Genomic DNA, 26573 nt, shown 5'->3' with positions numbered 1-26573 from the left:
CCGAATTGGTCTCGTCGGGGGCGGCGACCACGGTCGTCAATCCCTGCGCCTTCAGCGCGGCGTCCGCGGCGTCGACCATTGCGGCCTGACGCGCCGGGCTCCAGTGCGCGCCTTCCTGCTTGTTGGCGGCATACCAGTAATCGGTGTTCGGCTCGTTGACCGGCGACAGGGTGCGGAACGTGATGCGGTGGCGCTTCTGCAATTCGGCGACGCTGTGCGCGAGATAGGCCGCGAAGGCGCTTTCGAAGCCGGGGCGCAGATTGTCGTCTGTGGCCTTATCCGCGCCCGACACCCGGCCCGAGACGGTCATGAACCACGGCGGCGAATTGGAGAAAGCCTCGAAGACCGGCGTCTTCCCGCGGTCGCGGATCGCGTCGAGCCACCAGCGCTGGCGCTGGTCCTGCGACCAGTCCCACATCGCGGGATCGTCGGCGCGCCACCAGTCGCGCCCCTCCGTGCCCGCCGGTTGCCGCCAGAACCCCGGTACCGCGCCGCCGGGGCGCAGATACGGCCTGGTGCCTGCGGCATTGCCGCCGCCGATATTGTAGCGCGCGATCGTCCAGCCGAGGCCGTCCTTGCCGTAGAAGAGGTCGGCGAGCCGGTTCCGCTCGGCATCGGGCCAGCCGCCGGTGACGTCGGCGAACCAGGCGAGCGCGGTGCCCCAGCCCTCGAAGGTGGTCGACGGACGGTCGACCGCCGGGCGCAAGGTGACAGTGACCGCGCGCTCCTGCGCGGCGGCGGGGGCAGCGAGCGCGGCGAGCGGCAAGGCTGCAAGAAACAATCGACCCGGAACAGCACTTCTCCCGCTTTTGTATGACAATAAGCGTGAGGCTGGCGTGGTCAAGGCTGCCTGGACCGATCATCCCGGCGTTGATCGAGACCTCTGCGGCACGCCAATGATAATGCGGGACTCGTTCCGGCATCCACCGTTCGACGAGCGTTCAAAGCGTAATGACGTCAACGTCATCCGTCATTGCGAGCGTAGCGAAGCAATCCAGAGCCGGACCCGGACGCCCCGGATTGCTTCGCTACGCTCGCAATGACGAACGGTATGTTCGACCTCACGTCATCATGATCCAAGCGGTTGATTTTGAAGAGCAGTGGACCCGGGAACAAGTCCCGGGCGACGCTAAGGGGAGTGCAGATCGACCCTAGAAGCGGTAATCGTACTCTTCGCCAGGACCGCCGTCGTCCTCGCGGGGTGGACCGCGATCCTCAGGATAACGCTCGACCGGCACCCGCTGACGCGGCTCGGGCGGTTGCGGCAGCTCGATGCCCAGTTCGCGCAGCCGGTCGACCGCATCCTCGATCGACGGCTGCGCTCCGTCGATCACGCGGCCGAAGCGATCGACCGCGTCCGCCATATTGTCGAGCGGTACGCCCATCTCGTCCGCTTCGGGTGCGACGACGACCGGGATGTGCAGCGCGGACATCATGAACTGCCGCCAGATCTGTGCCGGGATGCCGCCGCCGTGCAGGCCGGGGTTGGGCGAGCTGTCGTCCTTGCCGACCCAGACGCCGACGACGAGATTGCCCGCGAAGCCGATGAACCAGCCGTCGCGCCCGCCCTGACTGGTGCCGGTCTTGCCGAAGGCATCGACGGGCAGGTTCGCGTCGCGCCCGGTGCCGCGGATCGACGAGCCGAGCAGCGAGCGCATCTCGTCGCGCACCTTGCCCGGCATCTCGCTGTCGCGGCCGGCGATCTTCTCATACCAGCTCGCGTTGCGATTGCCCTCGACGCCGCGCGGCGTCACCGGATAGCGGCCGTTGGCGATCGCGGCATAGGCGCCGGTCAGTTCGAGCAGCGAGACTTCGGCGGTGCCGAGCCCGATCGTCGCCTCGTTGGGGATCGGCGTGGTGATGCCGAGATCGCGCGCGGTCTTGATGACGTTGCGCACGCCGACCTCCTGCGTCAGCCGCGCAGCGACCACGTTCGAGGACCGCGCGAACGCGCGGCGCAGCGTGATCGGGCCGAGATAGCGCCCGTCGTCGTTGCGCGGCTTCCAGCCGGCGATCTCGACCGGCGAGTCGTCGCGAACGTCGTCGGGGGTCAACCCGGCGCGCAGCGCGGCGAGATAGACGAACAGCTTGAAGGTCGAGCCCGGCTGGCGTTTGGCCTGTACGGCGCGGTTGAAGGCGCTGGTCTTGTAATCGCGGCCGCCGACCATCGCGACGACTTCGCCATCCGGGCGCATCGCAACCACCGCCGCCTGCAGTCCGCCCAGGCTGGCCTGCCGCACGACACGCTCGGCGGTCGATTGCAGCCCGCGGTCGAGCGTCGTCTTCACGGTTGCCTCGGTGCCCGCGTCGCCTGCGACCTCGCGCGCGGTGGGGAGGACCCAGTCGGCGAAATAGGTACCGGTCGGCAGCGTATCGGTGCGCGCGGCGAGCACGCGCTGCGGCTGGACGGTCGCCGCTGCGGCCTTCGTCAGGAAGCCGGCGTCGACCATCGCGCCGATCACTACCGCCTGCCGGGCACGTGCCCCCTTCAGATTGCCGGTGGGGGCGAGGCGTGACGGCGCCTTGACCAACCCCGCGAGCATCGCCGCCTGACCGACGTTCAGCTTCTGCGGGGTGCGCCCGAAATAATGTTTCGACGCGGCGGTGATGCCGTAGACGTTATCGCCGAAATAGACGTTCGACAGGTAGCGCGAGAGGATCTCGTCCTTGCTGAGCCACGCCTCCAGCCAGAAGGCGATCATGACCTCGCGGATCTTGCGCGCGGCAGTGCGATCCGAATCGAGGAAGGCGTTTTTCGCCAGTTGCTGCGTGATCGTCGAGCCGCCCTGCCGGACGCCGCCCGAGCCGACGTTCGCCCACGCCGCGCGCGCGATCCCGCGCGGGTCGATCCCCCAGTGCGAATAGAAGCGCCGGTCCTCGATCGCAAGGAAAGCCTCGCGGACGTGCGGGGGCAGCGTTTTGGCATCGACCGGCGTGCCGATGATCGCGCCACGCCGCGCGATCGGCGTGCCATCGGCGGCGGTCAGCGTGATCGACGGCGGCGTCGGCGGCTTGAGCGAGCGCGACAAGGGCGCGGTGACCGCCAGCCAGATGACCGCGACCACGAACAGCACGATCGATGCGGCGAGGCCGCGCACGATCCACTTGCCCCACGCGATCCGGCGCCACCGCGGCGGCGGATCGCCGCCGTCGTCGAAACGCGAAGCGCCATAAGGAGCATCGGCATCGCGCGCGCCGTCGTGCCATGCGTCGAACGACGGCAACGGTTCCGGGTTGGTGCCCGGATGGTCGCCGCGTGCGTGGTTGTAGCGGACGCGGCCGGTGTCGTAGGGGTCGGGGCGCATGGCTGTTGGTGTCTTACGCTGGTATAACAGTTATCGCAAGCGGGGCCCGCGCCGGACAAGGATAGCCAAATGCAGGATGATGCGAAAGGCGCGCTCGCGCCGCTGGTGGTGGGGATCGGGGGAACGATCGGGGGCGTGTCGTCGACCGAGCGCGCGCTGCGGATCGCGCTGGGCGAGGCGGCAGCGCAGGGCTTTCGCACGCAGATGTTCGGGGGCGCCGACATGGCGCGGCTGCCGCTCTACGATCCGCGCGCGACCTCGCGCACGCCCGAGGAGCAGGCGTTCGTCGAGGCGGTGCGGCAGGCGTCGGCGGTGATCATCTCCAGCCCCGGCTATCACGGCAGCATCTCGGGTGTGGTGAAGAACGCGCTCGATCTGCTGGAAGAGACCGCGCGCGATTCGCGGCCTTACCTGGCCGACATGCCGGTCGGGCTGATCGCGACCGCTTATGGCTGGCAGGCGACCGGCTCGACGATCGCGGCGCTGCGTTCGATCGTCCATGCGCTGCGCGGCTGGCCGACACCGTTCGCCGCCGCGATCAACACGCAGGTGACCCGTTTCGACGACGAGGGCGGGGCGAGCGATCCGGCGGTGGTCGAGCAATTGCGGCTGATCGGGCGGCAGGTCGCGCGGTTCGCGCCGCTGTCCGGCGGTGGTGTGGCGGCATGAGCGATACGGTGCGGCCGCGGCGGAGTGCGCTGTTCCTGCCGGCCTCGAACGCACGCGCGATCGAGAAGGCGCGGAGCTTGCCGTGCGACGTGGTGATCCTCGATCTGGAGGATGCCGTCGCGCCGGCACAGAAGGGCGTGGCACGCGCGGCGGCGGTCGCGGCGATCCGCGAGGGCGGTTTTGGCCCGCGTGAACTGGTGGTGCGGGTGAATGCGCCCGATACGCCGTGGGGGGCGGATGATCTCGCGGCGTTCGGCGACGTGGCGCCGGACGCAGTGCTGCTGCCGAAGCTGGAGAATGTGGCGAACCTGTCCCAGGCGCGGGCGGCGCTGGGTGAGGGGCCTTCGCTCTGGGCGATGATCGAGACCTGTGCGGGCGTGCTGGGGCTGCCGACGATCGTCGCGGGCGCAGCCGCAAGCGGTCTGACGACGCTGGTGGCGGGTACCAACGATCTGGCGCGGGAGTTGCGGTGTCGGGCCGGCCCGGACCGCGCGCCGTTGTTGCCGATGCTGGCGCAAATCGTCCTCGCGGCGCGCGCTGCCGGGCTCGTGGCGCTGGACGGGGTCATCAACACGCTCGACGATCAGGCGGCGATCGCGGCGGAATGTGCGCAGGGGCGCGGGTACGGATTCGATGGCAAGACGCTGATCCACCCGGCGCAGATCGCGGCGGCGAATGACGCCTTCGGACCGTCCGACGACGATGTGGAAGCGGCGCGGATGTTGGCGGCAGCGTTCGACGGGCGCGAGGATGAAGGCGCGATCCGCGTCGACGGGCGTATGGTCGAGCGGCTGCATCTGGAAGAGGCACGGCGGGTGCTGGCACTGGCCGGGGCGATCGCCGCAAGAACGTCATCCGCGGTTGGCGGTCCCGCAGTCTGACGCTCGCCCCGCGAGACCGGCGCCTATTTCCGGCAATAGCCCTCGCCCGACTTGACGATCAGGCAGTCCTTCTTGCCCGCCAGCCACTTGAGCCCGGTCGCGTCGCCATTCCCCGGCACCGCAAGTTCCGCCACGCCGTTGCGCATGAAGCGCAGGCCTTCGGCGGTCACTGACCCGTCGAACGTGCCGCGGTGATCGAGGTCCCATTGCATGTCGAGCGTTACCCCGCCCCCCTCGCGCCGGGTGACGTCGAGGAACATGCCCTCCACCCCGATCCAGCGCCCGAGATAGCGCTCCTCCAGCGCCGCGGGGGCGGCGGGTTCGACGGCATTGTCGCGCAGCTGCCCGCCGCCCGGTTCATCACGCGGCGCAGCGAGCGGGCCGACGCGCTCGCTCGGCGTCGCGCTCGGTGAAGGGTCGGGAGCCGGCTGCGCACAGGCGGCGAGCGTCAGCGGGACGGCGAGGAGGGTCAGGCGCTTCGTCATGGTACATCAACCTGCTGTGGCGGTGCCGCGTTCCGGGTAGCTTTGCCGCGCACGGATCGCTAGAGCGCGGCGATCCAGTCATTCCGGGAGTCGATCCGTGCGTATCGCCATCGCCTGCGACCATGCCGCCGTCCAGTTGAAGGACGATTTGCGCGACTGGATGGCGGGCGAAGGGCATGAGGTGGTCGATCTCGGCACGCACGGCACCGCCAGCGTCGACTATCCCGATTACGGCCGGCGCCTCGCCGACACGCTGGCGGCGGGCGAGGCGGAGCGCGGCGTCGCGATCTGCGGGTCGGGGATCGGCATCATGATCGCCGCCAACCGCAACCCGGCGGTCCGCTGCGCTCTGGTCAGCGAACCGCTGTCGGCCGAACTGGCGCGCGCGCACAATGACGCGAACGCCATCGCTTTCGGCGCGCGGCTGATCGGCCCCGAGATGGCACGCGCCTGCCTTCGCGCCTTTTTCTCCACGGATTTTCTCGGCGGGCGCCATGCCGCGCGCGTCGACATGCTCAAGGAGCCCGCATGAGCACCAACCCGACCTCGCTTTCCGACATCCAGCCGGATGGTTTCTTCACCCGCGGTCTCGCTGACGCCGATGCGGCGGTGTTCGCCGGCGTCGAGCATGAGCTGACCCGCGAGCAGACGCAGATCGAGCTGATCGCGTCGGAAAATATCGTCAGCCGCGCCGTGCTGGAGGCGCAGGGTTCGGTGTTCACCAACAAGTACGCCGAGGGCTATCCGGGCAAGCGTTATTATCAGGGCTGTCACCCGTCCGACGAGGTGGAGCAGCTCGCGATCGATCGCGCCAAGCAGCTCTTCGACTGCGGGTTCGTCAACGTCCAGCCGCATTCGGGCGCGCAGGCGAACGGCGCGGTGATGCTGGCGCTGGTGAAGCCGGGCGACACGATCATGGGCCTCAGCCTCGACGCGGGCGGGCACCTGACGCACGGTGCACGCGCGGCGATGAGCGGCAAGTGGTTCAACGCCGTCCAGTACGGCGTCGCCGCCGACACGCATCTGATCGATTATGATGCGGTCGAGAAGCAGGCCGTCGAGACGCAGCCGAAGCTCCTGATCGCCGGTGGCTCGGCGTATCCGCGCCACATCGACTTCGCGCGCTTCCGGGCGATCGCCGACAAGGTCGGGGCGTTCTTCATGGTCGATATGGCGCATTTCGCCGGACTGGTCGCGGGCGGCGTTCATCCGACGCCGTTCGGCCATGCGCATGTCGTCACCACCACCACGCACAAGACGCTGCGTGGCCCGCGCGGCGGCATGGTGTTGACCAATGATGAGGCGATCGCGAAGAAGATCAACTCGGCGGTGTTCCCGGGGCTGCAGGGCGGACCGCTGATGCACGTCGTCGCCGCCAAGGCGGTGGCGTTCGGCGAGGCGCTGCGCCCCGAGTTCAAGAGCTATGCCGCCGCGGTGGTCGAAAACGCCAAGGTTCTCGCGGCGACGCTCAAGGAGCGCGGTGCGGACCTCGTTTCGGGCGGGACCGACACGCATCTGGCGCTGGTCGACCTCACCCCGCTCGGCATCACCGGTCGCGATGCGGACGAGGCGCTGGAGCGTGCCGGGATCACCTGCAACAAGAACGGGATCCCGAACGACCCGCTGCCGCCGGTCAAGACCAGCGGGATCCGGGTCGGCTCGCCCGCCGGCACGACGCGCGGTTTCGGCACCGCGGAGTTCCGCGAGATCGGCAACATGGTTGCCGACGTGCTCGACGGCCTGCGCGAAAAGGGAGAGGCCGGGGACGCCACCGTCGAAGCGAATGTGCGGGAACGTGTTCGCGCGCTGTGCGCTCGGTTCCCGATCTACAGCTAAGGAGAAACAGCGGTGGCCGATTTCGACAACAAGGTGAATGAAGTGCGCGGCACGGTGAAGAACACGCCGGGCCTGGGCAAGAGCATGGCGAAGTGGAGCGCGCTGGGCGCGGTCGTCGCCATTCCGTTGCCGGTCGTCGGGCCGATCTTCGGCGCGATCGCGGGCGCGGCCTGGGCCTATCACAAGGGCACCAAGAACAAGTGACCCGCTGAATGCGCTGCCCTTTTTGTGGTCATGACGCGAGCCAGGTGAAGGACAGCCGCCCCACGGATGATGGGGCGGCGATCCGGCGGCGGCGGCAGTGCGAGGGCTGTGCGGCGCGCTTCACCACCTTCGAGCGCATCCAGTTGCGTGATCTGACGGTGGTAAAGAGCGAATCGCGGCGTGAGCCGTTCGATCGCGAGAAATTGCTGCGTTCGATCTCGATCGCGGCGCGGAAGCGACCGGTCGAGCCGGTGCGGCTGGAGAAGCTGGTCAGCGGCATCCAGCGGCAGCTGGAGACCAGCGGCGAACCGGAAGTGACGGCCAAGCGGATCGGCGAGATGGTAATGGACGGGCTCAAGGGCCTCGATTCAGTCGCCTATATCCGGTTCGCCAGCGTCTATCGCGACTTCAGCGAGGCGCGTGATTTCGAGGAATTCGCGGGAAGCGTGGAGGAAGCGGGGCGGGGGTGACGCTGCCCTCACCCGTTCGGTTCGGGCAGCATCGAGCTTGCCGAGATGCGCCCGTCGAGAACATAGCGGTCCGATGAGCTTTTACGTCTATATCCTGCGCTGCGCCGACGGCAGCTATTATACCGGCCATACCGATGATCTCGAGCGGCGGGTCGCTCAGCACCAAGCGGGGGCGTTGCCGGGGTACACGCATGATCGCCGGCCTGTGGAACTGATGTGGGCGCAGGATTTCCCGACGCGCATCGACGCGCTGGAGCGGGAGCGGCAGGTAAAGGACTGGTCGCGCGCGAAGAAAGAGGCGCTGTTTGCGGGTAATTGGCGGTCTGTCAGCGTCGCGGCGCGTTCTCGACCGCGCGTCTCGGCTGCGCTCGACGCTGGCTCCCCCGCCCCGCAGGACGAATCGAGGAGCGGGAGCCAGCCCTCTGCCCCGCCCCCCGTCATCGTGCTCGTCCGCCCGCAATTGGGCGAGAATATCGGCAAGGCGGCGCGGGCCATGCTCAATTTCGGGCTGGTCGAGCTGCGGCTGGTCGCGCCGCGTGATGGCTGGCCGAATCCGCAGGCCGCGCCGGCGGCGTCGGGCGCGGACATCGTGCTCGAGCGCGCGCAGGTGTTCGACAGCGTCGCCGAGGCCGTCGCCGATTGCGCGCATGTCTATGCCACGACCGTCCGCAAGCGCGGCGTGACCAAGCCGGTCATGACTCCAGCGGCGGCGGCGGAGACGATCCATGCCGGATCGCAGCGGTCGGCGATCCTGTTTGGTCCCGAGCGATCGGGGCTGGAAACCGACGACGTCGCAGTGGCGCGGACGATCATCACCGTTCCGATCAACCCGGCATTCGGCAGCCTCAATCTGGCGCAGGCGGTGATCCTGGTCGCCTATGAATGGTCGAAGGGGCAGGTGCTGGCGAGCCCCCCCGCGGTCGACGCCGATCCGCCCGCGCCGCAGGTCGAACTGGACGGGATGATCGCGCAGCTCGATACGCTGCTCGACGAAGGCGGTTATTTCTTCCCGCCCGATCGCACTCCGGCGACGCGGCGGATGCTGCGGACGCTGCTGACCAAGCCCGGCTGGTCGAGCCAGGAGGTGCGGACCGTGCGCGGGATCCTGTCCTCGCTGGTGCCCAAGCGGCCGCGCGGCGGCTGACGTCAGTCGATCTGCGGCGAGGGAGGCCGGCCATCGCAATACGAATGCGCCGGATCGCGCAGCGACAGGCCTGCCGCAACCGCGCGCTGGATGATCAGGCGGATCGAGCCGTGCTTGGCATTGTTCTCCTCACTCGTCTGGCCGCAGTGGCGCAGGCAGTCGGGGGAGACCAGCAGCCCGTTGGTGGTGCGGCGGTAAGGGCCGCCCTCGGTGCTGCGCGGCGCGATGCGGCGCCTTACCGTGGTGTCGGGGGTGGAAAGCGCGCGTGCGACCTGCGCGACGCGCACGGCATGGCGCGGCAGCAGCGGCGTCGCCCCGCCGAAACCGCCCAGCGCCCGGTCGGCGACGAGTGCCTGGTGGTTGGCGTGGAGCACGACCGAGAAGACCGCCAGATCGAGTGGTTCGGTGCAGAGCGAGCGGTTGGCATCGACCAGCGCGAGGAAGAGATCGATCGCGGCGCATACCCCATCGGTCAGCGCGAGTCGCGGGTGGCGGGCGGCCGGCGGATTGCCGATGGGGATCGTACCCTTGGCCACCGAGTCCGCGATGAGCCGCACGAAGCAATCGTGCGCGTACCGCAGTTGCTGCCAATTGTCGGCGCGCTCCCAGAAGGCGTCGGACAGCATTACGCCGGTGCGGGTGCGCTGGCACACGCGCCGGTCGAGCAGCGCACAGATGTGACGGCGCACGGTCTCGAAGGGACGGCCAAGCGACATGGCAGCCGAGTGAACCGAGATCGTGCCGCGACGATCGGGTTGTGACAGGCTGGTGCGCAGCAACAGGCCGAAGACCAGGAAGCGGTCCATATTGCCCTTGAAGTAGCGCAGTCCGGTTATGCTCATGCTGCTATGGAATTCTGCGAGCAGTGCCGCCATCGGCGGTATTGCCCCCTCCTGTCGCGCAGGCGCGTAATTATCGGCTGCCGGAACAGCATGTTGCAGTGCGAGCGCATAATTAGGCACGCTGTCCATCCCCCTTCTAGCGCTCCGCAACGCGTCCGTGCGATGTCCCAAGAGCAGTTAATCCGATCGTGACAGGATTACTCCCGGTAATGAGGTTGTACAAAACCGGACGGCAGGCGCAAGAATAGATGTCCCTGCCTCGATCAAGATCTTGTTACTACGTCGATGTTTTATCTTTTAGCACGTGAGGCTGGTTAATGGTGCGCCAACGCTCCGTGATAACTTAAACAAAACGGCAACAGGACGTTCGTGGGCGTGCAAAGACTTACCGGCTAACTCCCGGAAAAATAGTCGAAAGTATACGGAAAAGGTCAGGTTACCGGTACCATGCCGGAACGGCGGAGGGAAGCGCCGTCCCGGATAATCTGAATTACTCTGTGGCTTGGGGGATTGTCGTCGTCGCGATCGGACGGCCGGCAAGCGCCGCATCGAGCGCCGGGCGGTCAAGCTTGCCTTCCCAGCGCGCGACGACGATCGCGGCAACGGCGTTGCCGACGAAGTTGGTCAGGCTGCGACACTCGCTCATGAAGCGGTCGACGCCCAGGATCAGCGCCATGCCCGCGACCGGCACCGTCGGAACGATCGACAGCGTCGCGGCCAGCGTGATGAACCCCGCGCCGGTCACCCCCGCTGCGCCCTTCGACGATAGCATCGCGACGCCGAGCAGCAGCAATTGCTGGCCGATCGACAGATCGACGTTGCAGGCCTGCGCGATGAACAATGCCGCCAGGGTCATATAGATGTTGGTGCCGTCGAGGTTGAAGGAATAGCCGGTCGGAACGACCAGCCCGACGACGCCCCGGTCGCAACCGGCGGCCTCCAGCTTGGTCAGCAGCCCGGGCAGCGCCGGCTCCGACGAGGACGTGCCGAGCACCAGCAGCAACTCGCCCTTGAGATAGGCGATCAGGCGGAGGATCGAGAACCCGTGCAGCCGCGCGACGATGCCGAGGATGCCGAAGACGAACAGCGCCGAGGTCAGGTAGAAGGTCGCGACGAGGCCGCCGAGATTGACGAGGCTGCCGACGCCGTATTTGCCGACGGTGAAGGCGATCGCGCCGAACGCACCGAGCGGCGCGACACGCATCAGGATCGCGACGACGCGGAACACGACGATGTTGAGCCGCTCGATCAGGTCGAGGATCGGCGCAGCGGGAGCCCCGACGAGACTGATCGCGACGCCGAACAGGATCGCTACCAACAGCACCTGCAGGATATTGCCCTGCGTCAGGGCGGAGATCAGCGTGTCCGGGATGATGTTGAGCAGGAAACCGGTCAGCGTCGTATCATGCGCCTTGGCGGCATAATCGGCGACCGCGCCGGTATCGAGCGTGGCGGGATTGATGTTCATCCCTGCCCCCGGCTGGATGACATTGGCGACGATCATCCCGACGATCAGCGCGAGCGTGGAGAAGAACAGGAAATAGCCGAATGCCTTGCCAGCGACGCGCCCGACGGCGCGCAGCTCGCTGAGCCCGGCGATTCCGCTGACCAGAGTCAGGAAGATCACGGGGGCGATCACCATCTTGACCAGCTTGATGAACCCGTCGCCGAGCGGCTTCAGCGCCGCGCCAAGCTGCGGGTAGAAGTGTCCGACGATCGCGCCGGCCACGATCGCGATCAGAACCTGTACGTAAAGGTGGTGGTGAAGGCGCCGCGGGCCCTCGGCTTCGGGCGGAATGACGGTGCTGTGCATAACCTCTCCTCGCATCCGCGTTCAGCGGACATCCTGCGACAGAGGTTAACGCGGATCGCTCCGGTGACGAAGCGAGCTCTTTGGCCCCGCTAAGTATCGGTAAAGACACAAGAATGATGCCAACTGGCGAGCGATGCCTGGAGAGTTGTGCGGATACCCGCCCGGCATCCTCGCCATGCGTGCCATAATCCGCACGATCACGGCCGGCCGGCACGCTCCCACCCAGCAATGTCGGCGATCCCTTCCGCGACCGTAATACGCGGCGCGTAGCCGGTCGCGAGCATACGCTCGATCGTATAGCGTACCGGCGTGCGGAATCGTGCGACCTCGTCATGCGAGGGTGTGCGTGCGACGAACCGCTCCAGCGCGCCCAGCGAGACGCCGGCGCGGCTGGCGGCGGCGCTCGCCGCCTTGGCGAGCTTGCGCGCCGTGAGCGTCGCTGAACCCGGCAGCGCACCGGTGCCGGCCGGCGCCTGCACTGCGTCGCGAAGCGCTTCCAGATAGGTGTGCCACGTCGGGATATCGGCGCCGTTGACGTTGAAGGTGCCGGTGATCGGCGTCGCGCTGGTCGCGAGGTGCGTAATGAAGCCGGCGAGATCGTCGACATGGACGAGATTGGCATCGCCGCGCCCCGCCTCGCCAAGCACCGGCCAGCCGTCATGCAGGCGGTCGAGATAGGCGGTTGTCCAGGCCGCGCTGCGCGGGCCGTAGATCAGCGTCGGGCGCAGGATCGCGACGACCAATGCGTCGCCCGCCTGCTGGCAGGCCACCTCGGCGGCGACCTTCGCCGCGCCGTACGCGCCGTGCGGGTGGTCGGTCGGCGCGTCCTCGTCGATCGTGCCGGTGGCCGCGCCATAGACCGCAACCGAGCTCAGCTGGATGAAGCGCTTGACCCCGGCGGCGCGCGCGGCGGCCAGCGTGTTGCGCGTGCCATCGACGATGACGCGCGTGTCGCGCGCGCCGCCGACCGCGGTGTGGACCACGGTTTCGATGCCGGGCATCGCGACCGCGAGTGCCTTGGGTTCCAGCACGTTGAGCGCGGTACCGCCGGGCGGCGGGCGGCGATAGCCGGCGTTGACCGGGACGCCTGCCGCCGCCAGCGCCGCCACGACGCGCTGCCCGACGAAGCCGCCCGCCCCCGTCACCAGCACCGTCCCCGTCATGCGTGTCGCTCCTTGAGATGATCCGCCAGCCGCAACGCCAGCGCGATCGCGGTCAGCGTGGGATTGGCCTGGCTGGATGTCGGTGTGACCGACGCACTCGCGACATAGAGGCCGGCGACCCCGTGCACCCGGCAGTTGCGATCGACGACGCCGTCGCGCTCGCGATCCGCCATCCGTGTCGTCCCGCTGTGATGCCCGCCGTAAGCGGCCGAGTCGAGCAGCGCGTCCTCAAGCCCCGCCTCGTCATAATCGAGCGTACCGGTGCCGGTGCGCACCAGCTCGTCACGGATCAGCCGGTAAGTTGCGCGCGCCGAATCGAAGTCGGCGGCGGCGACCCGCCAGTCAACCTGGAGACGACGCATCCCCAAAGCATCGCGCTCCGACGACAGCGCGACCCGGCTGTCCCAATTGGGCGATTGCTCGCTGACCAACTCGAACGGGTAGCGATTGTCGCGCGACGGCAGCGCAATTGAGGGGATGCGGCGCGACGCCAGATAGCGCTTCACCCCCCAGGTGCGGACGAAGTTGAACAATTGCACCGGATGGCGGGCGATGTTGCCGACGTGGCGCAGATAGGGCCCGAACGAGCGGTCCGCCTCACGCGCGGCGCGGCTGTATTCGTACTTCACCGCAAAGGCGGCGAGGAACATCAGTGACAGCACCGGGTCACCATGCGCGGGATCGTTGGCGTCACGGATATGCAGCCGCACCGTGCTGTTGAGCAATTGCCGCGCGCGCTGCGCCTCGGGCGTGGGGGCGAGCCGGCGGCGGATGTAGATCCCTTCGGCATCGCGCTCGTAATCGAAGCCGATCTTTTTGGGATCGCCGGTGAAATGCGCCATGCCAAAGGTGGCGGCCAGGTGGCACATATAGCCGCGACCCAGCCAGCCACCGGCGTTGCCCGGGCCATCGGGGCGCACGTCGTCGGAGGCGAGCAGCAGCCGCGCGGTCTCCAGCCCGCCCGCCGCCAGCACGTAATTCTTCGCGCGCACCGGCCAACTGGTGCCGTCCGGCGCGCGGATCTCCAGATGGTCGACGCTGTTGCCGTCGGCGGCAAGCCGGATCGCGGTGACCGGCGCATGGGTGAGAACCCGGACGTTCGCGGCGGCGGTCAGTTGCGGGCCGTAGCGCGTCCAGAAATTGGTCGGACGGCTGAAGCGCTCGATCGTGGTGTGGAGCCATTCGCCGTCGAGGCCGGGAACGATCGGCGCAGACGGCGTGTGGTCGAACGCGCCTGCCTCCGCCGCCTCCATCGCGGCGGGGTAGTAACGCGCAACCTCGTCATAGCCGATCGGCCAGCCCGAATGCGCGACCCACGGACGCGGCTCGAAGTCGATCGGATCGAAGGGGATCGAACGGCCGCCCCACAAGGCGGTGGTGCCGCCCAGCGCGCGGACGCGATACGTGTCGAGCGGCCAGTGGACGCGCGGATCGGCGACCTGCCCGGCATAAGCGTCCTGCACCGCCGGGTCGACGTCGGCACCGCCAGCTTCGAGCACCAGCACCTCCAGCCCCAGCGCGGCACAGCGCGCCGCGAGCGTGAGCCCGGCAGCACCGGAGCCGACGATGCAAACATCGGCCGGGGCGGGTGGGGCGGTCAGTTCGCTGGCATCGGCGCGCACTTTGTCTCCTCCGGGCTGTGCCGGGAGGGCGTAGCATGGTGCGGCGCGGGAGCAAGCATTGCGGCTCCGCCTACCGGCGGCGGAGCCGTGTCATTTTGGGTGGTTACAGGATTGCGCGCGCGATCGCCGCCGCCTGTACGTCATACGCCCAGGCGGTTTCGTGAAGGCTGTCGGAGAAAGCGGCGCCGGCCTGTGCCGCCGAGCAGCGCCTCCTCGTCGATGAACAGGCAGCCGTTGTCGAACGCGAAGGAGCGCAGCGCGCTGCGCCACTGGCTGCGATTCGCGTCGCTGCCGCCTGCCGGACTGACGCCGGCCACCGCCGGCCACGTCAGGATGACGCTGCCGCTCAGCCGCGCCTGCTGGACGATCGTGCGCAGATTGGCGAGCCATGTCGCCAGCGGCTGCCCTTGCGCGATGTCGTTGGTGCCAAGGTTCACGACGGTCAGATGGGGGGCATAGGTCGCCAGCGCCGCGGCCGGCGACCAGGCGCCGGCCATGTCCGCCTGATAGGCCGATGTGACGCCGTAGACGCCGAAATTGGCGATCTCGACCCCGGGGCGCGTGCTGTCCCATGCGATCAGCCCGGCGAGCTGCAGCGTACCGCTGCTACCCCCGCGAGCGATCGAAACGGGGGCGGCGTCGCGGGTCGCGAAGGTCGCTTCCAGCCGGGCGAAGCCGCCGCTCGGGCCAGACGGAGTCAGCGTGACGCTCTCGGTTCCCTTGGTCAGGGTAAAGGGCGGCCGATCGCTGCCGTTTCGGATAAACACCGAGCAACGGTCGATTGCGCTGCCCGGCTGGAACTGTCCGGCGTTGGCGGTGCCTGCGCTCATCATCGCGCCACCCAGCGAATTGCCGCCGCCGCCCCAGCCGGAAAAGCCGCTGCGCCGCGGATCATAGGCGAGCACGTCGGCGATGCTGGCGAGCCCGGCGCAGCCGAAAAAGCCGTCGCTGCGCGGCGCCAGCCCACCCGTCGCCAACAACGCGGCGACGCGGGCCGGTCGCGAGCGCGCGAAGGCGCCGACCGTGAAGCTGGTGCCGCTGCCGGCGCCCGCACCCACGGTCTTGCTGTCGCCGACGAACGCGATCCGCGCGCTGTCGGCGAGGCCGCTGCGCAGCCGGCCGCGCGCCGCCGCCCAGCCGAGCAGCGCGGTCGGCGAGGCCGTCTCCACCACCGGTACGGGGGCGCCGACCCGTGCCAGCGCCGCCGCGGTCACCCCGCCCCCGATCGATCCCGAACTACGCGTCATGTCAGGCCTCCGCGATCAGGTTGGTCGCGGTGGTGCCGGTCGCGCGGACATAGAGCGCGCGCACCGCCACATAGCTTGCATCGGGCAGGTTGCGATAGGCGACGTCCTCGCTCCCCTCGACGCCGCGCAGCACGATCGTGCCGCCGCCGCCGACATAGATGCCGCGCGGTATTGTGGGCAGCGGCGTCAGGTCGTCGGGCTGGACCGCATAGGGTGCTGTGGCCGGCGCGCTGGCGCTGTCGGCATGGTTCTGGAACTTGTCGGGCATGTCATCGTCCTCCATGGTCGAGAGGGTTCCCTTTATGTTCTTTGCCGGCATGTAGGACAGCCCCGTCCCGTCCTGTGCCGGTCGCCCGTCCCTTTTGGGTTGGCGGCGTGGCGCTTACGGACTAGCGTTCCTGCGATTGACGGGGCGCGCCGCGCGTCGCCGCTGCGCCATGACCAGGGATTGCGTGACACGATGGCCCGATCGCTGACGCTCGACGCCGCTCCGTTCGAGGGGGCGGAGCGCTCCGTGCGCGACCCCGCCGAACGTCGTACGCCGGACGAGGCGCCCGCCGCACCGCCGTCGTCCCAGGACAAGGTGGTGCTGGCGGTCTTCGCGATCGGACTGGTCGGCAACATCGTGCTGCAGAAGATCGCCTGGCCCTTGAAGGCCGGCGGGTTCGTGCCGCTGGTACTGCCGCTGTTCGTGGCGGCGATCGCGCTGGGACCGATCCTGATCCGTCCCAAGTTCGATCCGGTACGGATCGGCGGGTTCTTCCTCGCCTTTCTCGTCGCGTCCTTTTCGACCTTCTTTCTCGCGCCGCGCTACAGCGCGTCGAGCCTGATGCTGTTCGCGGCGCTCTATGCGCCCTTCATGATCTACTATGAGACGAGCGCCGCCAATTACCGGCGCTGCATGAACCTGTTCGTCTCGCTGATGCTCGTTTATGTCGGCGTGACGCTCGCGCAGCACCTGATCCAGCTGACGATATCATGGCGCGCCTGGCCGAACCTGAACCAGTTGCTGCCCGCGGCGTGGCTGATCCCGGACTACGTGTACATCCAGCCGATCATCTACGGCTCGCGCTACATGAAGCCCAATGCGGTGACCTTCCTCGAAGTGTCGTTGCTGTCGCAGTTCATCGCGGTGGCGTTGGCGGTCGAGCTGACGCTGTTCCGCCGCCCGATCCGGCTGATCGTGCTGGCGAGCGGGCTGCTGATGACCATGGCAGGCACCGGCGCGTTGCTGATGGCGCTCACGCTGCCGGTGCTGCTGGGCCGGATGCGGATGCGCAACGCGATCGTGATGCTGGGCATCCTGCTCGTCGTGGGCCTGATCGCATTCCGGCTGGGGTGGTTCGACATCGTCAGTACGCGGATGGACGAATACAAGCACAACGGCACCAGCGCGAACATGCGTTTCATCCTGCCGCTGGAGCGACTGCTGGAGTTCCTGCAGGACCCGCGCGGCCTGATCGCGGGTATCGGCGCCGGACAGATCGAAAAGGGCGGCAGCTTCATCTGGTGGCCGTTCGTCAAGGTGGCGATCGAATACGGGCTCGTCAGCGCGATCCTGTTCTACGGCTGGGTGATTTACTGCCTGTTCCGCAACGCGCCGCAGCGCGCCTTCGCGTTCGTGCTGATCGTGTGGTTCTCGTTCGAGGGTACGTTGCTGACCGCGCACAACGTCCTGTCGCTGGTCATGTTCGGCACGCTGCTGAGGATCGCGCCTGACGGCATCGCGCGCCGGCGCGAGAAGGAAGCGCGTCCGTCCCAGGTACCGGCTCCCGAGACCGGGGTCACCAGAGCGCCCTCCTCGCGGCGGAGCGCGGCGCCGCTGCCCGAGCCGGTCCCGGCCGGCGATGTGAGCGGGGCGGCACTGGTGCGGCTGCTGGGAACACCCGATACCGGCGGGCGGCTGATCTATGCGATCGGCGACCTGCACGGCCGCGTCGACCTGTTCGACAAGCTGATCGCGCGAATCCGTGACGATATCGCGACGCACCCGGGCGGGTACGAGGGCAAGCCGATGGTGGTGCTGCTCGGCGACTATATCGATCGTGGTCCGGCGTCGGCGCAGTTGATTGATCGTATCCTGGCGCTGCGCGAGGACGACGCGATCGAGTGGCGCGCGGTGCTGGGCAACCACGAGGATGCGATGGTCGCGTTCCTTGATGCGCGCAGCAGCGGGCAGAGCTGGGGCCGGTATGGTGGCGCGACGACGCTCGCTTCCTATGGCGTAGCGACGCCAGAAACGCCCGAGGGCTGGGACGTCACCCGCGAGCAACTGCGCGCGGTGGTGCCGGCGGCGCACGATACATGGCTGCGCGGGCTCGACCATTATATCGTGCAGGGCAGACTGATCTTCGTCCATGCCGGGCTGCGCCCCGGCGTGCCGCTGGAGAAGCAGCGGATGAAGGACATCCTCTATATCCGCGAGGAGTTCCTCGGCACGCCGGTCGACAGCGATCTGCTGATCGTTCATGGCCATACGCCGCAGGACCAGGCCTATGGCGCACCGGGGCGGATCTGTCTCGACAGCGGTGCCTATGCGACCGGTGTGCTGAGCGCGGCGCGCTTCGACGGCGGGCCGATCAAGCTGCTGACGTCGCGGTAGGCGGCTGTACGGGCGCCGTCAGCGCCGCCGGATCGGGCGCATGGGGCGGAGCCGGACCGCAAGGCAGATCACGGTCGGCCAGAACAGCGTGTTGATGACGTCGGGGATCGTGTCCCACCATCGCCAGCTATGGTAGTGGAGCCGGTCGAGCACCTCGTTCGCCAGCTCGGCAGCCACCACCACCGACAGCGGGATGAACGTGCCGAGCGAACGGCGCGTGACGATCCGCGCGATCATCAGCACCGCCATCCCGGCGTGGATGTGCAGGACCGTGTCGGTGGTACCGGTGCCGTCGCCAATCCAGTTGATGAAGCGGGCGTACAGCCCCGGTACGTCGATCACCGATTTACTTCTGGCAGGCGACGATCGCGGTCACGACGCTGATGGTTTCCTGCGGATCGCGGACGCGAACGCAATCTACCCCGGCCTCGTGCGCGGGATAATCGTTGCCGCCCGGGAAGATCGCGTCGCCGATGAACAGCATGTCCGACAGGTCGAACCCGCTCTCCTTGGCGAGCCGGCGCAGGCCATAGCCCTTGTCGACCCCCTCGCGCGTGATGTCGATCGAGGTCGCGCCGCCCATGTTGATCGCGAGCCCCGGCAGCCGCTGGCGAAGATCGGCCTGGATCACCTTGCGCTTGGCGAAGTCGGGGTCCCAATGTTCCTTGGCCTCGATCGGTGCTTCCTGGCCGAGTGCGGAGAAGGTGATCTGGCTGCCGCGATCCTCGATTCGCTCGCCCCACGTCTGCTCGGGGACGAAGCCGGTCGCCTCGAGCGACTCACCGAACGCCTGGATGATCTTCTGCTTCTCGGCGTCGTCGAACAGCTCGGCATACACCGTTTGCCACGCACCGTCCTTGTGGACGTAGAGCTTGGTGCCGGTGGTCGGCATCAGCCACAGCCGCGAACGGTCGGCGCGTTCGGGCAGACGGCTGGCGACCTGCTTTTCGAACTGCGGCCAATCACCGCCCGAGATCACCGCGACATCAGCGACCGTCAGCAGATCGGCCAAAGTCTCGCCCATATCGTCCTTCAGCGGTTGCTTGCTCAGCGCGAGCGTGCCGTCGAGGTCGAAGGCGACGAGCTTCTTCATTCGGTATCTCCGGTGCGCAGGATCATCGTGTCGATGGCGTGCGCTACGCCATCTTCGTCATTGGCGCGAGTGGTGGCGTGCGCCTTCGCCTTTACCGCGTCGGGCGCATTGCCCATCGCGATCGACAGGCCGGCGCGCGCCAGCATCGGCAGGTCGTTGGCCTGATCGCCGATCGCGGCCGTGTCGGCGAGGTCGACGTCCAGCGCCTTCGCGAGCGCGGCGATGCCATCGCCCTTGTTCGCGGCGAGCGCGGTGACGTCGAGATAATAGGTCTGCGACTGCGCGACCGTTGCGTCGTTGCCATAGCGGGCGTGGACGCGTTCGTAGAGCGCGTGGAGCGCGGCCGCGTCGTCGCTGACGAAGGTGATCTTGTCGGCATGATCGAGCAGATCGTCGAAGGAGGCGACCACCACCGGCTCCTGCGCACTGCTGCGGCGCTCGCTTTGCGTATGCGGGCCGTCGCCGTTGCTCGCATACCATTGGTCGTCGGCGAAGACCCAGGTGTCGACGCCATTGGCCATGCCGATGACACCGCGCGCGATGTCTGCCGGAATTGTTACGTGGCTGACGATCGTGCCGTCGCGACGGAAGACGATCCCGCCGTTGAACGCCGCGACATCGCCGTCGAGCCCGAGTGGCTCGAGAAGCGGGCGGATCCCCGACATTGGCCGTGCGCTGATGACCGTGAACCCGAGTCCCGCCGCACGCAGCCGGTTGACGGCGGCGATCGTGGCGGGGGCGAGGTTCTTGTCCTTGTCGACCAATGTGCCGTCGAGATCCGACACCAGCAGGCGGATCGCCATTATTGCGGCATCTCGACATGGCCGCCGAAGCCGAAGCGCATCGCCGACAACACCTTCTCGCCAAAGGTATGTTCGACGCGGCTGCGATAGCGGGCGAACAAGGCGGTGGTCAGGACATGAGCGGGGACCGCTTCCTCCATCGCCGCCTCGATCGTCCACTGGCCCTCGCCCGAATCGGCGACGTTGCCGCTGAACTTCTCCAACTTGCCGTCCGCGGTGAGCGCGTCGGCGGTGAGATCCAGCAGCCACGACGAAATCACACTGCCGCGCCGCCACACCTCGGCGACATCGGCAAGGTCGATGTCATAGCGTTGATCCTCGGGCAGTTTTTCCGACGCCTTGCCCTTCAGGATGTCGAAACCCTCGGCATAGGCCTGCATCAGCCCGTATTCGATGCCGTTGTGAACCATTTTCACGAAATGGCCCGCGCCGGCTGGGCCAGCGTGAATGTAGCCGTTCTCGGCGCGGGGGTCGGTGCCGTCCTGACGACCGACAGTACGGGGGATGGTGCCCATTCCCGGAGCGAGGGCAGCGAAAATCGGGTCAAGATCCTGGACGACGTCCTTGGGACCGCCGATCATCATGCAATAGCCGCGCTCCAGCCCCCAGACGCCGCCCGAGGTGCCGACGTCGACATAGTGGATGCCCTTCTCGGCGAGCGCCTTGGCGCGGCGAATATCGTCCTTGTAGAAGCTGTTACCGCCGTCGATCACGACGTCGCCCGCACTGCCGCCGGCGGCGATCTGGTCGACCATCCCGTCGGTGATCTCACCGTGGGGGAGCATCACCCACCAGATCGCCGGGCTGCCCGCCCTGGCGCGCGCATCGTCCACCGAACTGGCGGCGATCGCGCCTTCCGAAACAAGCTTTTCAACCGCTTGTGCGTCACGATCGAACGCAACGATCTCGTGCCCGGCCCGCATCAGGCGACGCGCCATGTTGCCGCCCATCCGGCCGAGGCCGATCATCACCAGTCGCATTGCAAACTCCCTCGCTGGCCGCTTAATCACCCGACCATGCGTCAGGTTCCGCAGGCGCAACAACCCCCGGGAGTGTTCGCCCGTTGCATCGGCCCCGCCTGCTCGTCGTCTTCGGGACACGACCGGAGGCGATCAAGATGGCGCCGGTGGTCGAAGCGCTGCGGCATTATCCGCAGATCGACACGCGCGTGCTGGTGACGGGGCAACATCGGGCGCTGCTGGAACAGGTGTCGCGCACGTTCGGGATCGTCGCCGACGTGGATCTGGCGCTGATGGGTGCGGGGGCGACGCTGGATGCGCAACTGGCGGCGATGCTGGTCGCCATCGGCGGCGCGCTCGAGCGCGAGCGTCCGGCGCGGGTGGTGGTGCATGGCGATACATTGACGACGCTCGCCACCACGCTCGCGGCACACCTGCGCGGGATCCCGGTCGCGCATGTCGAGGCCGGCCTGCGCAGCGGCAACCTGTCCGCCCCGTGGCCGGAGGAAGGCAGCCGGCGCGTGGCGGGGGTGCTGGCCGATCTCCACTTCGCGCCGGGCGACGCGGCGGTGGCGGCGCTGCGGGCGGAGAACGTGCCGGCGGGGGCGATCCATCTGACCGGGAACACCGTCGCCGACGCGTTGCGGATCATACAGGCGCGTATCGCGGTCGAGCCGGCGCTGGCGGACGCGATCGCGCCGCTGCTCACGCGGTTCGCGGGACGGCAAATCGTGACCGTCACCGTCCATCGCCGCGAGAACCATGGCGCGGTGCTCGCGGGGATCGCCGAGGCGATCGCACGGCTGGCGAGGCGCGCGGATGTCGGCATCGTCGTGCCGCTGCACCCAAACCCGGTGGTCGCGGGGCCGCTGGCGCATCGGCTGGGCGCGTGCGCGCGCGTCGCGCTGCTACCGCCGCTCGACTATCCGGCGTTCGTGCGATTGATGGCGGCGAGCACGCTTATCCTGACCGATTCCGGCGGGGTGCAGGAGGAAGCGCCCGCGCTCGGCGTACCGGTGCTGGTGCTGCGCGACGTGACCGAGCGGCCAGAAGGCGTTGCGGCGGGCGCGGCGCGGCTCGTCGGCACCAACCCGGCGCGGATCGTCGCGGCGGCGGGCGGCTTGCTCGACGATCCGGTGGCGCTCGGCGCGATGGCGGCGGTGCGGCATTGCTACGGCGACGGCCATGCCGCGGCGCGGATCGCGGCGATCCTCGCGGCGACGCTGGCGACATGAGCTTGGCCACCCCAAGCTTTTCTGCGCTTGCCGCCGCGCGCGGGGCGTCGCAGGTAATTGCGATGAACGGGGGCAGACCGATTTGGACGCACTGAGCACGCTGGCCGGATTTCTGGTCGGCACGATTGTCGGGCTGACCGGGGTCGGCGGCGGATCGCTGATGTCGCCGCTGTTGATCCTGATGTTCGGGGTCGCGCCGACGACGGCGGTCGGGACCGATCTATGGTTCGCGGCGATCACCAAGATCGTCGGCGGGACGATGCATCACCGCCAGAACAACGCCGACTGGGCGGTCGTCAAGCGGCTGTGCTGGGGCAGTCTGCCGGCGGTGGCGATCACCTTGTGGTGGCTGTCGAGCCATGGCCACAAGGCCGAGAGCAACGGGCTGATCGTGCGCGTGCTGGGGGTGACTTTGGTCATCTCCGCGCTGTTGACGCCGTTCCGGACGAAGCTGGCGCGGCGGTTCGCGCGCGCGGAGGGCGCGCGAACCGAGGCAATGCTGCGCTGGCAGCCGGTGCTGACCGCCGCGGCGGGGGCGTTGCTGGGGACGCTGATCACGCTGACCTCGGTGGGGGCGGGGGCGCTGGGCGCGACCTTGCTGCTGATGCTCTATCCGTTCCGCTTGAACGCCAAGCGGCTGGTGGGGACGGATATCCTCCACGCGGTCCCGGTCGCGCTGATCGGCGGGATCGGGCACGCGGTGATCGGAAACATCAACCTGCCGCTGCTGGGGTCGCTGTTGCTCGGGTCGGTGCCGGGGGTGATCCTTGGCGCGAAGCTGACCGACCGGTTGCCGGAGCGGGTGGTGACCCCGGCGCTGGCCGTGGTGTTGTTGATCGTCGGGGTGCGGTTGCTGAAATAGGGTTGGCGTCCACCGGTTTGAGCACTCAGGGTTTAGCCGTAGATCGTCATTGCGAGCGCAGCGAAGCAATCCAGAGCCGGATCAGGACGCCCTGGATTGCTTCGCTGCGCTCGCAATGACGGACAAGAGCGTTCGGGGCGACGCGAGAGGTTTACCCCAGCGCCGCCTTCACGCGGTCGGCGAGGCGGAGGATGGCGGCGTCGTGGATGCCGGCGGTGCTGACGAGCACGCCGTAGGCGCGCGGATCGGGCTTGTTGAACACCAAAGGCGCGCCGACCGCGTCGCTGACCGAGGCGCCCGCCGCGCTCGCCACCAGCACGGCGGCGGCAATGTCCCATTCGTTGCCCCAGCGCAGCGTCGCGACCAGATCGGCATGGTCGGCGGCGACCATCGCGACGCGCAGCGCGATCGAATTGGGCTTCTCGACGGCGGTCAGGTCGCGGTCGACCTTGGGGAGTGCGTCGACGGGGACGCGCGAACCGGGCAGCGTCAGCCGCCCGCCGGCGGTGACGCGGACGCCGTTGCGGGTCGCGTGGCCGGGCGCGGTGGCGCACCACACTTCCTCGCGCGCCGGGGCGTCGAGCACGCCGATCACCGGGCGTCCGTCCTCGACCAGCGCGATCGACACGCACCAGCCGGTGCGCCCGCGGATATAGTCGCGTGTGCCGTCGATCGGATCGACCACCCAGACGCGACGGCACGCCAGCCGGTCGGCATTGTCGGCGGTCTCCTCCGACAGCCAGCCGGCTTCGGGCAGCAACGCGCCCAGCCGTGCGCGGAGCATCCGGTCGACATCGAGGTCGACCTCGCAGACCGGGCTGCCCTCCGACTTCTCCCAGCGCGCGAAATCGGTGCGCCAGCGGGCGAGCGCCATCTGCCCGGCGTCGCGCGCGACCGCGACGACCGCCTCGACGAGGCCGGGATCGGGGGCGGAAGGCTCAGCCACCCGCGACCGTCATCCCGTCGATCCGCAGCGTGGGCACGTTGACCCCCTGCCGGAACACGAGGTCGTTGGCGGGGGTGAGCGCGCGGTACATGGCGAGCAGATTGCCCGCGATCGTGAAGCCGGCGACCGGCGCGACGATCTCGCCGCCGCGGATCGCGAAGCCCGCCGCGCCGCGGCTGTAATCGCCGGTGACGGGATTGACGCCCTGTCCGATCAGCTCGGTGACGTAGATGCCGTCCTCGATATCCTCGATCAGCGTCGCGACCGGCACCTTGCCGGGCTCCATATAGAGGTTGCTGGTCGACACGCCCGGCGCACCGCCGATCCCGCGCGCGGCGTGGCCGGTCGGCTCCAGCCCCAATTGCCGGGCGGAGGCGCTGTCGAGCAGCCAGCTCTCCAGCATCCCGTTCTCGATGATCGCGACCGGCGAAACCGGCAGCCCCTCGCCATCGAACGGGCGCGAGCGGAGGCCATGCGGGCGGTGCGGATCGTCGCGGATCGTCACGCCGGGGGCGAAGACCTCGGTGCCGAGCGAATCGAGCAGGAAGCTGGTGCGGCGGGTGATCGCGCCGCCGGTGATCGCGCCGCTGAGATGCCCGAGCAGGCTGGCGCCGACGCGCGGATCGAAGACGATCGGCATCGTCCCGCTGCGCGCATTGCCCGGATCGAGGCGGGCGACCGCGCGCTCGCCGGCGAGCTGGCCGATCGCCTCGGGGGTGTCGAGGTGTGCAAGGTGGCGGGCGGAGTGGAAGGCATAGTCGCGCTGCATCGCGCTGCCCTCGCCCGCGATCACGCTGGCGGAGACGCTGAAGCCGGTGGTGGCGTAGCTGCCCGCGAAGCCGTGGCTGGTGGCGAGCGCCCAGACGCTTTCGGACGCCGCCGCGCCGCCGCCTTCGCTGTTGGTGACGCCTTCGACCGCGCGCGCGGCGTCCTCGGCACGCTGCGCGGCGGTGCGGAGCTGCTCGGGGGTGCAGGCGTGGCGGTCGGCAAGGTCGAGCGCGGGCGGTGTGCCGTGGAGCAGCCGGTCCTGCGGCGCGAGCCCGGCCCAGCGATCCTCGGGCGCCTCGCGCGCCATCGCCACCGCGCGTTCGACCAACGCGTCCATCGCCGCGGGCGACAGATCGGAAGTGGAGACGCTCGCCGAGCGGCTGCCGACGAAGACGCGCAGGCCGAGATCCTCGCCCTCCGAGCGGCCGACATCCTCGAGCTTGCCGAGCCGCACCGACACCTCGGTCGAGGCGCTGGCGGCGAACACCGCATCGGCGGCGTCGGCTCCGGCGGCGGTGGCGCGGCGGACGATGTCGTGGGCGCGGTCCTGCGCTTGGGAGGGCGTGAGCATCAAGCCGACTTAGGGGCGAAAGGTTGCGGTTGCCATATCGTCGAGGAAAACGCGGCGACGGCGTTATTGGATGCGCGTGCCGACGACGACGCAGGCCAGGAACATCAGCAGCCCGGCGCTGCGGTTGCTGCGGAAGCGGTGGAGCGCGCCGTTGCCGTCGTCGTCGCGCAACGTCGCGACCTGCCAGAACAGGTGGAGCGCAAGCGGCGCGAGCGCGGCGAGGATCAGCGGATCGGCGCGGACCTGCCACAGTGCCGCCGCCCACAGCGCGAGCGCGAGCGCGTAACAGGCGCCGACCCCGGGGCGGACGTGGCGGCCGAGCGCCAGCGCCGAGGAGCGGATGCCGACCAGCGCGTCGTCCTCGCGATCCTGCAGCGCATAGATCGTGTCATAGCCGACCACCCAGAAGATCGTGCCGGCGTAGAGCGTCAGGCCGGGCAGGGTGAGCGCGCCCCACGTCTCGGTCCAGCCGACCAGCGCCGCCCATGAAAACACCAGCCCGAGCCATGCCTGCGGCCACCAGGTGATGCGCTTCATGAACGGATAGGCGGCGACCGGCGCGATCGCGGCGAGCGAGACGATCGCGGCGGGCAGGTGCAGCTGGAGCAGCACGACCAGCCCGATCAGGCAGAGTGCGAGCAGGAACACCCATGCCGCCTTCGCCGAGACCGCGCCGCTCGCCAGCGGGCGCGTGCGGGTGCGCGCGACGCTGGCGTCGAGATCGCGGTCGACGATGTCGTTGTAGACGCAGCCGGCGCCGCGCATCGCGATGCTGCCGAGGAGGAGCCACAGGAGGAGCGGCCAGCGCTCGACCACCCCACCGGCAAGCGCGACGCCCCATGCGCCGGGCCAGAACAGCAGCCACCAGCCGATCGGCCGGTCGAAGCGCGCCAGCGACGCGAACAGCCGCGCGCGCGGCGGCAGGAGCGACAGGAGGCCGCGGTGCTGGGTATCGGGGACGATGTCGGTCACGCCCGCGGCGATAGCGTGTACCGACGCGTGCGCGAAGCGGTTCATTCCGGCGCAACGCGTCCCTAGATAGAGGCTTCGGTT

25 protein-coding genes and 1 pseudogene are annotated in these 26573 nt (G+C 68.7%); 10 read left to right on the top strand and 16 right to left on the bottom strand.

Annotated elements, in window-relative coordinates; all coding sequences use genetic code 11:
* Positions 1-28: 28 nt before the first annotated feature.
* Positions 29-706: pseudogene (locus tag BACI71_RS18275) on the bottom strand (glycoside hydrolase); the annotation flags it as partial.
* Between the two features lie 445 nt (positions 707-1151).
* A complete protein-coding gene (locus tag BACI71_RS16470; protein WP_159760459.1) occupies positions 1152-3305 on the bottom strand; it encodes a transglycosylase domain-containing protein in 2154 nt (717 codons plus the stop codon).
* Positions 3306-3374: 69 nt separating this feature from the next.
* Between BACI71_RS16470 and BACI71_RS16465 the strand changes: the two genes are divergently transcribed.
* Together BACI71_RS16465 and BACI71_RS16460 are read left to right on the top strand one after the other, a co-directional pair.
* Entirely contained in the window at positions 3375-3974 is a 600-nt protein-coding gene (locus BACI71_RS16465) for an NADPH-dependent FMN reductase (protein WP_028967553.1), read from the top strand.
* Positions 3971-4855 carry an HpcH/HpaI aldolase/citrate lyase family protein gene (locus BACI71_RS16460; RefSeq protein WP_159760457.1) on the top strand — a complete coding sequence of 295 codons (885 nt, stop codon included), beginning with the start codon at positions 3971-3973 and terminating at the stop codon, positions 4853-4855. Before BACI71_RS16465 ends, BACI71_RS16460 begins: the two co-directional genes overlap by 4 nt.
* A gap of 23 nt (positions 4856-4878) precedes the next feature.
* Here the strand turns inward: BACI71_RS16460 and BACI71_RS16455 are convergent, their stop codons facing one another.
* The gene (locus BACI71_RS16455; RefSeq protein WP_159760455.1) at positions 4879-5340 is read right to left on the bottom strand and encodes a hypothetical protein; all 462 of its coding nucleotides are present in this window, start codon (positions 5338-5340) and stop codon (positions 4879-4881) included.
* A gap of 97 nt (positions 5341-5437) precedes the next feature.
* Between BACI71_RS16455 and rpiB the strand changes: the two genes are divergently transcribed.
* From rpiB to BACI71_RS16430, 5 genes are all read left to right on the top strand, one after another.
* Positions 5438-5872 (top strand): ribose 5-phosphate isomerase B, encoded by a 435-nt coding sequence (gene rpiB, locus BACI71_RS16450; protein ID WP_159760453.1) that lies wholly within the window; start codon positions 5438-5440, stop codon positions 5870-5872.
* Positions 5869-7176, top strand: a complete 1308-nt coding sequence (gene glyA / locus BACI71_RS16445) for a serine hydroxymethyltransferase (protein ID WP_159760451.1) — start codon at positions 5869-5871, stop codon at positions 7174-7176. The genes rpiB and glyA overlap by 4 nt, the downstream gene beginning before the upstream one ends.
* A gap of 12 nt (positions 7177-7188) precedes the next feature.
* Positions 7189-7380, top strand: a complete 192-nt coding sequence (locus BACI71_RS16440; RefSeq protein ID WP_159760449.1) for a hypothetical protein — start codon at positions 7189-7191, stop codon at positions 7378-7380.
* Positions 7381-7388: 8 nt separating this feature from the next.
* The gene (gene nrdR, locus BACI71_RS16435; protein WP_159760447.1) at positions 7389-7850 is read left to right on the top strand and encodes a transcriptional regulator NrdR; all 462 of its coding nucleotides are present in this window, start codon (positions 7389-7391) and stop codon (positions 7848-7850) included.
* A 73-nt stretch (positions 7851-7923) separates the two neighbouring features.
* Positions 7924-8994, top strand: a complete 1071-nt coding sequence (locus BACI71_RS16430; RefSeq protein WP_159760445.1) for a TrmH family RNA methyltransferase — start codon at positions 7924-7926, stop codon at positions 8992-8994.
* Positions 8995-8996: 2 nt separating this feature from the next.
* Here the strand turns inward: BACI71_RS16430 and BACI71_RS16425 are convergent, their stop codons facing one another.
* The 6 genes from BACI71_RS16425 to BACI71_RS16400 form a co-directional block, all read right to left on the bottom strand.
* On the bottom strand, positions 8997-9965 hold the full coding sequence (locus BACI71_RS16425) for a hypothetical protein (RefSeq protein WP_159760443.1): 969 nt from the start codon (positions 9963-9965) through the stop codon (positions 8997-8999).
* Positions 9966-10326: 361 nt separating this feature from the next.
* Entirely contained in the window at positions 10327-11649 is a 1323-nt protein-coding gene (locus BACI71_RS16420; RefSeq protein ID WP_201297398.1) for a dicarboxylate/amino acid:cation symporter, read from the bottom strand.
* 197 nt (positions 11650-11846) lie between these two features.
* The gene (locus BACI71_RS16415) at positions 11847-12812 is read right to left on the bottom strand and encodes an NAD-dependent epimerase/dehydratase family protein (protein ID WP_159760439.1); all 966 of its coding nucleotides are present in this window, start codon (positions 12810-12812) and stop codon (positions 11847-11849) included.
* Positions 12809-14434, bottom strand: coding sequence for an FAD-dependent oxidoreductase (locus tag BACI71_RS16410; protein ID WP_159760437.1), 1626 nt, complete (start codon positions 14432-14434; stop codon positions 12809-12811). The genes BACI71_RS16415 and BACI71_RS16410 overlap by 4 nt, the downstream gene beginning before the upstream one ends.
* 140 nt (positions 14435-14574) lie before the next feature.
* Positions 14575-15681, bottom strand: coding sequence for an SGNH/GDSL hydrolase family protein (locus tag BACI71_RS16405; protein ID WP_159760435.1), 1107 nt, complete (start codon positions 15679-15681; stop codon positions 14575-14577).
* 1 nt (position 15682) lies between these two features.
* The gene (locus BACI71_RS16400) at positions 15683-15949 is read right to left on the bottom strand and encodes a spike base protein, RCAP_Rcc01079 family (RefSeq protein WP_159760433.1); all 267 of its coding nucleotides are present in this window, start codon (positions 15947-15949) and stop codon (positions 15683-15685) included.
* A gap of 192 nt (positions 15950-16141) precedes the next feature.
* On the opposite strand from BACI71_RS16400, the gene BACI71_RS16395 reads away from it, so the two are divergent.
* A complete protein-coding gene (locus BACI71_RS16395) occupies positions 16142-18283 on the top strand; it encodes a metallophosphoesterase family protein (protein WP_159760431.1) in 2142 nt (713 codons plus the stop codon).
* 18 nt (positions 18284-18301) lie between these two features.
* Here the strand turns inward: BACI71_RS16395 and BACI71_RS16390 are convergent, their stop codons facing one another.
* From BACI71_RS16390 to gnd, 4 genes are read right to left on the bottom strand one after another with little or no spacing between them, the layout of a single operon-like run.
* The gene (locus tag BACI71_RS16390) at positions 18302-18625 is read right to left on the bottom strand and encodes a hypothetical protein (RefSeq protein ID WP_236553026.1); all 324 of its coding nucleotides are present in this window, start codon (positions 18623-18625) and stop codon (positions 18302-18304) included.
* A 4-nt stretch (positions 18626-18629) separates the two neighbouring features.
* Positions 18630-19376, bottom strand: coding sequence for an HAD-IIB family hydrolase (locus tag BACI71_RS16385; protein WP_159760429.1), 747 nt, complete (start codon positions 19374-19376; stop codon positions 18630-18632).
* Positions 19373-20179: a Cof-type HAD-IIB family hydrolase gene (locus BACI71_RS16380; protein WP_159760427.1), complete on the bottom strand. Its 807-nt coding sequence runs from the start codon at positions 20177-20179 to the stop codon at positions 19373-19375. The genes BACI71_RS16385 and BACI71_RS16380 overlap by 4 nt, the downstream gene beginning before the upstream one ends.
* A complete protein-coding gene (gnd, locus tag BACI71_RS16375; protein ID WP_159760425.1) occupies positions 20179-21159 on the bottom strand; it encodes a phosphogluconate dehydrogenase (NAD(+)-dependent, decarboxylating) in 981 nt (326 codons plus the stop codon). Before gnd ends, BACI71_RS16380 begins: the two co-directional genes overlap by 1 nt.
* Before the next feature lie 83 nt (positions 21160-21242).
* On the opposite strand from gnd, the gene wecB reads away from it, so the two are divergent.
* Together wecB and BACI71_RS16365 are read left to right on the top strand one after the other, a co-directional pair.
* Entirely contained in the window at positions 21243-22373 is a 1131-nt protein-coding gene (wecB, locus tag BACI71_RS16370) for a non-hydrolyzing UDP-N-acetylglucosamine 2-epimerase (protein ID WP_159760423.1), read from the top strand.
* A gap of 82 nt (positions 22374-22455) precedes the next feature.
* Positions 22456-23235, top strand: coding sequence for a sulfite exporter TauE/SafE family protein (locus tag BACI71_RS16365; protein WP_236553024.1), 780 nt, complete (start codon positions 22456-22458; stop codon positions 23233-23235).
* A 151-nt stretch (positions 23236-23386) separates the two neighbouring features.
* Here the strand turns inward: BACI71_RS16365 and BACI71_RS16360 are convergent, their stop codons facing one another.
* The 3 genes from BACI71_RS16360 to ubiA all read right to left on the bottom strand — a co-directional run bounded on the left by BACI71_RS16360 (position 23387) and on the right by ubiA (position 26492).
* Positions 23387-24181: a 3'(2'),5'-bisphosphate nucleotidase CysQ gene (locus BACI71_RS16360; protein ID WP_159760419.1), complete on the bottom strand. Its 795-nt coding sequence runs from the start codon at positions 24179-24181 to the stop codon at positions 23387-23389.
* Positions 24174-25520, bottom strand: coding sequence for a TldD/PmbA family protein (locus tag BACI71_RS16355; protein ID WP_159760417.1), 1347 nt, complete (start codon positions 25518-25520; stop codon positions 24174-24176). Before BACI71_RS16355 ends, BACI71_RS16360 begins: the two co-directional genes overlap by 8 nt.
* Before the next feature lie 63 nt (positions 25521-25583).
* Entirely contained in the window at positions 25584-26492 is a 909-nt protein-coding gene (ubiA, locus tag BACI71_RS16350; protein WP_236553023.1) for a 4-hydroxybenzoate octaprenyltransferase, read from the bottom strand.
* Positions 26493-26573 lie beyond the last annotated feature (81 nt).

The sequence above is a fragment of the Sphingomonas sp. 8AM genome (assembly GCF_902506455.1).
In the GTDB taxonomy this organism is placed as follows: Bacteria; Pseudomonadota; Alphaproteobacteria; order Sphingomonadales; family Sphingomonadaceae; genus Sphingomonas.
This window is presented reverse-complemented; position numbering and strand designations above follow the sequence as displayed.

Coding starts and splice junctions, on each gene's coding strand:
- BACI71_RS16470 (WP_159760459.1), bottom strand. CDS start 3,305: ATGCGCCCCGACCCCTACGACACCGGCCGCGTCCGCTACAACCACGCA.
- BACI71_RS16465 (WP_028967553.1), top strand. CDS start 3,375: ATGCAGGATGATGCGAAAGGCGCGCTCGCGCCGCTGGTGGTGGGGATC.
- BACI71_RS16460 (WP_159760457.1), top strand. CDS start 3,971: ATGAGCGATACGGTGCGGCCGCGGCGGAGTGCGCTGTTCCTGCCGGCC.
- BACI71_RS16455 (WP_159760455.1), bottom strand. CDS start 5,340: ATGACGAAGCGCCTGACCCTCCTCGCCGTCCCGCTGACGCTCGCCGCC.
- glyA (WP_159760451.1), top strand. CDS start 5,869: ATGAGCACCAACCCGACCTCGCTTTCCGACATCCAGCCGGATGGTTTC.
- nrdR (WP_159760447.1), top strand. CDS start 7,389: ATGCGCTGCCCTTTTTGTGGTCATGACGCGAGCCAGGTGAAGGACAGC.
- BACI71_RS16430 (WP_159760445.1), top strand. CDS start 7,924: ATGAGCTTTTACGTCTATATCCTGCGCTGCGCCGACGGCAGCTATTAT.
- BACI71_RS16425 (WP_159760443.1), bottom strand. CDS start 9,965: ATGGACAGCGTGCCTAATTATGCGCTCGCACTGCAACATGCTGTTCCG.
- BACI71_RS16420 (WP_201297398.1), bottom strand. CDS start 11,649: ATGCACAGCACCGTCATTCCGCCCGAAGCCGAGGGCCCGCGGCGCCTT.
- BACI71_RS16415 (WP_159760439.1), bottom strand. CDS start 12,812: ATGACGGGGACGGTGCTGGTGACGGGGGCGGGCGGCTTCGTCGGGCAG.
- BACI71_RS16405 (WP_159760435.1), bottom strand. CDS start 15,681: ATGACGCGTAGTTCGGGATCGATCGGGGGCGGGGTGACCGCGGCGGCG.
- BACI71_RS16400 (WP_159760433.1), bottom strand. CDS start 15,949: ATGCCCGACAAGTTCCAGAACCATGCCGACAGCGCCAGCGCGCCGGCC.
- BACI71_RS16395 (WP_159760431.1), top strand. CDS start 16,142: ATGGCCCGATCGCTGACGCTCGACGCCGCTCCGTTCGAGGGGGCGGAG.
- BACI71_RS16385 (WP_159760429.1), bottom strand. CDS start 19,376: ATGAAGAAGCTCGTCGCCTTCGACCTCGACGGCACGCTCGCGCTGAGC.
- BACI71_RS16380 (WP_159760427.1), bottom strand. CDS start 20,179: ATGGCGATCCGCCTGCTGGTGTCGGATCTCGACGGCACATTGGTCGAC.
- gnd (WP_159760425.1), bottom strand. CDS start 21,159: ATGCGACTGGTGATGATCGGCCTCGGCCGGATGGGCGGCAACATGGCG.
- BACI71_RS16355 (WP_159760417.1), bottom strand. CDS start 25,520: ATGCTCACGCCCTCCCAAGCGCAGGACCGCGCCCACGACATCGTCCGC.